This is a genomic window from Streptomyces lonarensis, from assembly GCF_012033735.1.
Lineage (GTDB): Bacteria > Actinomycetota > Actinomycetes > Streptomycetales > Streptomycetaceae > Streptomyces > Streptomyces lonarensis.
The window spans coordinates 1-7,666 of the sequence record NZ_JAAVJD010000240.1 but is presented as its reverse complement, the minus strand read 5'-3'; the positions used below and the strand labels follow the sequence as shown (position 1 = coordinate 7,666).

The following is a 7,666-nucleotide window of genomic DNA, read 5'->3' as shown; positions in this document are numbered from 1 at the left end:
GGGCCCGCCGCCCGTGCCGCCCCGCCGCCGGCGCGGCCACGGCGGGCGACTGGCGACGCACCGTCCGTCCTGGTAAAGGCGCCGAGCCGCCGCCGGGGCCCGCGCAGCGAGCCGTCCGGCCCCCGCCCGTCGCCGCCCCGTCCCAGGTGGGAGGCGGATGATCTCACTCAACGGACCACGCGCGAAATCCCGTTCCTTACCCGATACGGTTGGGAAGTATGCACGACGATGCGCATAAGAACTCGCTCCTGTGGGTGAACTTTCCATGAGGACTGGGAAGTTCGATGCAGCGGGCGTTACCCTCGGTCACGTGAGCCACCTGCTGTCGCCCGAAACGGACCCCGTCACCGCACTGCACCTGCCGGGGGTGGTACCGGACGGCCTGCGCGAGGAACTCGTCGCCTTCCGCCGCGACCTCCACATGCACCCCGAGCTGGGCAACAACGAGGTGCGGACGACCGCCGCACTCAAGGCCCGGCTGGAGCGCGCGGGGCTGACCCCACGCGTCCTCGACGGCGGCACCGGCCTCTACTGCGACGTGCACCCCGACGGCGGCTCCGGCGAGTGGAGCGGCGGCCGGCCCATGCTCGCGCTGCGCGCAGACATCGACGCGCTGCCGATCCCGGACACCAAGACCGTCCCCTACCGCTCCACGATCCCCGGGCGCGCCCACGCCTGCGGCCACGACGTGCACACCACCGTCGTGCTGGGCGCCGGGCTGGTGCTGGCGGAGATGGCGCGCGAGGGCAAGCTGCCCGTGCCGGTGCGACTGCTCTTCCAGCCCGCCGAGGAGGTGCTGCCCGGCGGCGCGACCGACGCCATCGAGTGCGGCGTCCTGGACGGCGTGGGCCGCATCATCGCCGTCCACTGCGACCCCAAGGTCGACGCCGGGCGGATCGGACTCCGCACGGGGCCCATCACCTCCGCCTGCGACCGCGTCGAGATCACGCTCAGCGGCCCCGGCGGCCACACCGCGCGCCCGCACCTCACCACCGACCTGGTGACGGCGGCGGCGCGCGTCGCGACCGACGTCCCCGCGCTGCTGGCGCGCCGGGTGGACACCCGCGCCGGCCTGGCCGTGACGTGGGGCCGGCTGGAGACGGGCCACGCCTCCAACGTCATCCCCCAGCAGGCGGGGCTCTCCGGCACCGTCCGCTGCCTGGACCTCGACTCCTGGCGCGCCGCGCCCGACCTGGTGCACGCGGCGGTCGACGAGGTTGCCACCACCCACCGCGCCAAGGTCGAGATCCAGTACATCCGCGGCGTCCCGCCGGTGGTCAACGAGGCCGGCACCGCCGCCCTGCTGGGCGAGGCGATGACCGAGCGGTTCGGCGCCACCTCGGTGGAGAGCACCGAGCAGTCGCTGGGCGGCGAGGACTTCTCCTGGTACCTGGAGCACGTCCCCGGCGCGATGGCGCGGCTCGGCACCCGGGCTGCGGGTGACGCCTCCGCTACACCGCGCGATATCCACCAGGGCGATTTCGACGTCGACGAACGCGCCATCACTGTCGGTGTGGAGCTGTTCACCGCCGCGGTGCTTCTCGACGCCGGTCACCGACCTCTCTGAAGGCGCGTTGTCCGCCTCGCCCCCGGGTGCGGCGAAAAGGGCCGGTCCGACACGCTCGGACCGGCCCTGACCTGCGTGCGGGGGTCGGGCCGACGCCCGGTGCGTCCACCGCGCGTCATTCGGCGGCCGCGTGCTGTCATATGGCGAACGCATTACGTTCACGACGATCTGATAACGGGCCCGTCGCTTTTGTTTTCACCGGATCTACGCGCGTTACGATCTCGCGGGAAGAGCGCCGAACGGGCGCCTCGAGTGAAGGGAACGCCCTCTTGCGCCGGGTATCCAAGCTTGCAGCCACGGTCGCCACCACGGCGGCCCTCGCACTGACCGCCAGCGCCTGCGGCAGCGACGACTCCACCGGTTCCGGTGGCAGCAGCGGCGGTACCGGTGAGGGTGCCGCCATTGCCTTCGACGTCGGCGGCCGCGACGACGCCTCCTTCAACGAGGCCGCCGCCCGAGGTGCCGACAAGGCCGAGGACGAACTCGGCGTCGAGACCTACTACCAGACCGCTCGCGACGACGAGACGGACGCGGACCGCGAGCAGCGGCTCCAGCAGATGGCCGAGGCGGGCTACAACCCGGTCATCGGCGTCGGCTACCTCTACGGCCCGTCGGTCGAGCGCGTGGCGCAGGAGTTCCCGGACACCACCTTCGGCGTGGTCGACGCCGTCGCCGAGGGCGACAACGTCTACTCGATGATCTTCGCCGAGCACGAGGCCTCCTACCTCGCCGGTGTCGCCGCGGCCCTGAAGTCCGAGACCGGCAAGGTCGGCTTCATCGGCGGCGTGGACACCACCCTGATCAACAAGTTCCAGGCCGGCTACGAGCAGGGCGCCAAGGACACCGACCCCGAGATCGAGGTCGACGTCCAGTACCTGTACACGGACGACCCCAAGGGCTTCACCGACGTGGCCAAGGCCAAGGAGCAGGCCAACGGCATGCTCGGCCGCGACGTCGACGTGATCTACACCGCCGCCGGTCTCGCCGGCAACGGGTCGATCGAGGAGGTCGCCTCCGCCGAGAACGCCTGGGCGATCGGTGTCGACTCCGACCAGGCCGAGCAGCCGGGCCTCGCCGAGTACAAGGACTCGATCCTCACCTCCGCGATCAAGGGCGTCGACGTCGCCGTCTTCGACCTGATCAGCAGCATCGACAACGATGACCCGATGTCCGGCATGGGCGAGTACGGCCTGGCCAACGACGGTGTGTGGCTCGCCACCTCCGGCGGTCACATCGACGACATCGCGGACGAGCTGGAAGAGGCCAAGCGCCGCATCGTCGAGGGCGAGACCGAGGTCAGCGACACCCCCTGACCCCACGCGGTCACAGCGTCACCCACCGGGGCCCGGCGAGGAGCGATTCTCGTCGGGCCCTCTCCCGGGAGCTACGCGCGTAGCCCCGGTGCGGCACGATAGCGTCGGCCACCGGCCCCGACTCCTTCGCTCCCGAGGAGAGTGCGTCATCCCAGCCTCAAGCCAGCCCGCGGCCGACGGTGCCCCCGCCGTCGAACTACGCGGCATCACCAAGCGGTTCCCCGGTGTCGTCGCCAACCACGACATCAACATCACTGTCCGCCGCGGCACCGTCCACGCGCTGATCGGGGAGAACGGCGCCGGCAAGTCGACGCTGATGAAGATCCTCTACGGCATGCAGAAGCCGGACGAGGGCACCATCACCGCCGAGGGCGAGCAGGTCTCCTTCGGCTCGCCGTCCGACGCCATCGCCCGCGGTATCGGCATGGTGCACCAGCACTTCATGCTGGCCGACAACCTCACCGTCCAGGAGAACGTCGTCCTGGGCGCGGAGAAGCGCCACGGCATCGGCGCCGCGGCCCGGCGCCGCATCCTGGAGATCTCCGACGCCTACGGCCTCGGGGTCCGCCCCGACGTCCTGGTCGAGGAGATCGGCGTCGCCGACCGGCAGCGGGTGGAGATCCTCAAGGTCCTCTACCGCGGTGCGCGGACCCTCATCCTCGACGAGCCCACCGCCGTGCTGGTCCCGCAGGAGGTCGACGCGCTCTTCGACAACCTGCGGGAGCTGAAGGCCGAGGGCCTCACCGTCATCTTCATCTCGCACAAGCTCGGCGAGGTGCTCTCCGTCGCCGACGAGATCACCGTCATCCGGCGCGGCACCACCGTCGCCTCCGTCGACCCGGCGGGTACCAGCCCCAAGGAGCTGGCGGAGCTGATGGTCGGCAGCGAACTGCCGGTCCCCGAGACCCGCGAGTCGACCGTCACCGACGTGCCGGTGCTCCAGGTCCGCGAGCTGCACCTCTCCGGTACCGACGCCGACGGCGTCAAGCGCGAGGTGCTCGCCGACATCGACTTCACCATCCACCGCGGCGAGGTGCTCGGCATCGCCGGCGTGGAGGGCAACGGCCAGGCCGAACTGGTCGAGGCCGTCATGGGCATGCGCGACCCGGACGGCGGCACCATCACCGTCGACGGCGCCGACCTCTCCCACGCCTCCACACGCCGCCGCCGCGAGCACGGCATCGGCTACATCCCCGAGGACCGGCACCGCCACGGGCTGCTGCTGACCGCCCCGCTGTGGGAGAACCGCATGCTGGGCCACATCACCGAGCGGCCCAACAGCCGCGGGCAGCGCCTCACCCTCTCCGACGCCCGCGCCGACACCGAGCGCATCGTCCGCGAGTACGACGTGCGCACCCCCGGCATCAACGTCACCGCGGCCAGCCTCTCCGGCGGCAACCAGCAGAAGCTGATCTTCGGCCGGGAGATGAGCCACACCCCCAAGGTGCTGATCGCCGCCCACCCGACGCGCGGTGTGGACGTCGGCGCCCAGGCGCAGATCTGGGACCAGATCCGGGAGGCCCGCCGCGAGGGGCTCGCCGTGCTGCTGATCTCCGCCGACCTCGACGAACTCATCGGACTCTCCGACAGCCTCCGCGTCATGTACCGCGGCCGGCTGGTGGCCGAGGCCGACCCCGCCACGATCACCCCCGAACAACTGGGCGGAGCCATGACCGGCGAGACCACCGGCCGCCTCGGCGGCGACGACACCGACACCCCGGGCACACCGGGCGCGGGTACCGGCCCGGCCGGCGACTCCGGTGAGGAGGACGCCCGATGAGCCGCCCCGAGGACTCCCCGCCACCCGCGGCCGGCGAGGGCTCCGACAGCTCCGGCAAGGCTGCGACGCCGCCCGGCGCCGCCGGCTCCGGCAACCGCTCCGGCGGCGGGTTCCTCGCCGCCAAGCTGAGCGACCCCCGGGTCCGCGAGAAGCTGCTGCTGGCCGTCAGCGCCCCGCTGCTCGCGCTGACCGTCGCGTTCGTGCTGGTCTGCCTCGTCATCACCGCCACCGGGCAGAACCCGTTCCACGCCTTCGAGGCGATGTTCGACTACGGGACCACCGACCGCAGCCAGGTGTGGATCGTCAACAAGGCGATCCCGTACTACCTGGCGGCCGTCGCGGTGGCCGTCGGCTTCCGCATGAACCTCTTCAACATCGGCGTCGACGGCCAGTACCAGGTGGCCGCCTTCTTCGCCGCGGTCGTCGGCGGCGCGCTCGCCCTCGGGGGGTTCGTGCAGATCCCGATCATCATCCTCACCGCGATGGTGGTCGGCGCCCTGTGGGCCGGCATCGCCGGCTACCTCAAGGCGGTGCGCGGCGTCAGCGAGGTCATCACGACCATCATGCTGAACGCCATCGCCGGCTCGCTGATCGGCTACTTCCTCAAGGAAGGCCGGCTCGCCGAGCGCAACCAGAACATCGTGCACACCCCGGACATCCCGGAGTCGAGCCGGTTCTTCACCATCGACACCGGCGCCGGCCTGATCTACGGCACCGTCGTCATCGCGATCGCCGCCGGCTTCGCCTACTGGTACCTGCTCAGCCGCACCCGGTTCGGGTTCGACCTGCGGGCCGTCGGCGTCTCCGACAGCGCCGCCGAGGCCAGCGGCGTCAGCGTCAAGCGCATGGTGGTCGCCTCGATGCTGATCTCCGGGGCCATCGCCGGGCTCGTTGGCATGCCGACGCTCCTCAACGACACCGGCAACTTCGGCAACAACTTCCCGAGCGGCATCGGCTTCATGGGCATCGCCATCGCCCTGCTGGGCCGCAACCACCCGGTCGGGATGGCGCTGGCCGCGCTGCTGTGGGCGTTCCTGGAACGCACCGGCGGCCACCTCAACTTCATCGGCTACTACCAGGAGATCATCGGCGTGATGCAGGGCATCATCGTCCTCTCCGTCGTGGTCTCCTACGAACTGGTCCGCCGCTGGGGCCTGCGGCGCCAGCAGCGCATTGTCGGCGCCGAACTGGCCGCCCGGGCGCGCACGAACGACACGGTGGAGGGCGTCGCATGAGCACCGAGATCAGTACCCGCTCGGAGCCGGTGAAGCCCACCGGCAAGGTCGAGCGCGGCGCCCGCCGCAAGCTCAGCTACCCGATGATCCTGCTGATCATCGCCGGCGCGCTGCTGCTGCTCTCCCTGGTGCGGGTCGTCACCGACACCGGGAGCCTCACCGACACCCGCCAGTGGGCCAGTGCGCTGGGCCTCGCGGTCCCGATCGGCCTCGCCGGGCTCGGCGGCCTCTGGGCGGAGCGGGCCGGCGTCATCAACATCGGCCTCGAAGGCATGATGATGCTCGGCCTGTTCGCGGCCGGCTGGATCGGCTGGCAGTACGGCCCGTGGGCCGCGGTGCTGGCCGGGGTCATCGGCGGCGTCCTCGGCGGTCTGGTCCACGCGGTCGCCACCGTCACCTTCGGCGTCGACCACATCGTCTCCGGCGTCGCGATCAACATCCTCGCCCTCGGCGTGGTGCAGTTCCTGGCCAAGCTCTGGTTCGGCCAGGAGGGCAGCGCCGCCGCCGAGGCGGGCGGCAACGACAAGCAGTCGCCGCGGATGGACGAACTCGGCGACTTCACGGTGCCGTTGCTCTCCGACTGGCTGGCGACGGTACGCGGCTGGGACATCTTCTTCGTCTCCGACGTCGCCGGGGTGGCCGGCGCGGCCGTCACCAACGTCTCCTGGCTGGTGCTGATCGCGGTCCTGCTCTTCGTCGGCACCTACGTGGTGCTGTGGCGCACCGGCTTCGGACTGCGGCTGCGCTCCTGCGGCGAGAACCCCACCGCCACGGAGTCCCTGGGCGTCAACGTCTACCTGTACAAGTACATGGCCCTGCTGGTCTCCGGCGGCCTCGCCGGGCTCGGCGGCGCCTACCTGGCGGTCTTCGTCCGGATGTACCAGGACGGCCAGACCGGCGGCCGCGGCTACCTCGGCCTCGCCACGATGATCTTCGGCAACTGGCGGCCGGGCGGCGTCGCGATGGGCGCCGGGCTGTTCGGCTTCGTCGACGCGCTCCAGATCCGCGGCGGCGGCACCGTCGTCCACGCGCTGCTGCTGCTCTTCGCGATCGGCCTCGCCGGCTACGCGATCTACCAGTTCTTCCGCAACAAGCGGGCCTCCGCCGCCATCACCGGCCTGCTCGCGGTGGCGCTGTTCGCCTGGTTCTCCTCCACCGAGACGATGCCGCTGGAACTGGTCTCCGCCAGCCCGTACATCACCACGCTCGTGGTGCTCGCGCTGTTCAGCCAACGATTGCGGGCACCCAAGGCGATCGGGAAACCCTATCGGCGGGGCGAAGGCACATGACCCCCGCCGCCACCCCGGCCGGTCACGGCGGCGACGCCGGACCGGCCGGCACGGGCCACCCCGACTGGCAGGAGCTGCGGCTGGCCGCCCGCGCCGCCATGACGCGGGCGTACGCGCCCTACTCCGGCTACCCGGTGGGCGCCGCCGCGCTGGTCGACGACGGCCGCACCGTCACCGGCTGCAACGTCGAGAACGCCGCCTACGGTGTCGCGCTGTGCGCCGAGTGCGGCCTCGTCTCCGCGCTGCACGACGGGGGCGGCGGCCGGCTGACGCACTTCACCTGCTGCGACAGCCGCGGCGCCGTCATCACCCCCTGCGGCCGCTGCCGCCAGCTGCTGATGGAGCACGGCGGCCCCGGGCTCCTGGTGGACACCACCGCCGGTCCTCGGCCGCTGGCCGAGCTGCTGCCCGACGCCTTCGGCCCGGACGACCTGGCCGCCGGGCGCTGACCGCCCGCCGGGCCGCCCCGCGCGGCCCGGCGG

6 protein-coding genes are annotated in these 7,666 nt (G+C 71.7%); all 6 read left to right on the top strand.

Translation table 11 applies throughout. The features are described from left to right. Nucleotides 1-310: 310 nt before the first annotated feature. The gene (locus HCN56_RS21510) at nt 311-1,567 is read left to right on the top strand and encodes an amidohydrolase (RefSeq protein ID WP_312871350.1); all 1,257 of its coding nucleotides are present in this window, start codon (nt 311-313) and stop codon (nt 1,565-1,567) included. Between the two features lie 269 nt (nt 1,568-1,836). Further along, nucleotides 1,837-2,880, top strand: coding sequence for a BMP family lipoprotein (locus tag HCN56_RS21505; protein ID WP_167973626.1), 1,044 nt, complete (start codon nt 1,837-1,839; stop codon nt 2,878-2,880). Between the two features lie 148 nt (nt 2,881-3,028). Further along, nucleotides 3,029-4,660: an ABC transporter ATP-binding protein gene (locus HCN56_RS21500; RefSeq protein ID WP_312871352.1), complete on the top strand. Its 1,632-nt coding sequence runs from the start codon at nt 3,029-3,031 to the stop codon at nt 4,658-4,660. Then, complete coding sequence (locus tag HCN56_RS21495; protein WP_167973622.1) at nt 4,657-5,895, top strand: ABC transporter permease; 1,239 nt, start codon at nt 4,657-4,659, stop codon at nt 5,893-5,895. The genes HCN56_RS21500 and HCN56_RS21495 overlap by 4 nt, the downstream gene beginning before the upstream one ends. Beyond that, nucleotides 5,892-7,184: an ABC transporter permease gene (locus HCN56_RS21490; protein WP_167973620.1), complete on the top strand. Its 1,293-nt coding sequence runs from the start codon at nt 5,892-5,894 to the stop codon at nt 7,182-7,184. The genes HCN56_RS21495 and HCN56_RS21490 overlap by 4 nt, the downstream gene beginning before the upstream one ends. After that, a complete protein-coding gene (locus HCN56_RS21485) occupies nt 7,181-7,633 on the top strand; it encodes a cytidine deaminase (protein ID WP_167973618.1) in 453 nt (150 codons plus the stop codon). Before HCN56_RS21490 ends, HCN56_RS21485 begins: the two co-directional genes overlap by 4 nt. Nucleotides 7,634-7,666 lie beyond the last annotated feature (33 nt).

Coding starts and splice junctions, on each gene's coding strand:
- HCN56_RS21495 (WP_167973622.1), top strand. CDS start 4,657: ATGAGCCGCCCCGAGGACTCCCCGCCACCCGCGGCCGGCGAGGGCTCC.
- HCN56_RS21490 (WP_167973620.1), top strand. CDS start 5,892: ATGAGCACCGAGATCAGTACCCGCTCGGAGCCGGTGAAGCCCACCGGC.
- HCN56_RS21485 (WP_167973618.1), top strand. CDS start 7,181: ATGACCCCCGCCGCCACCCCGGCCGGTCACGGCGGCGACGCCGGACCG.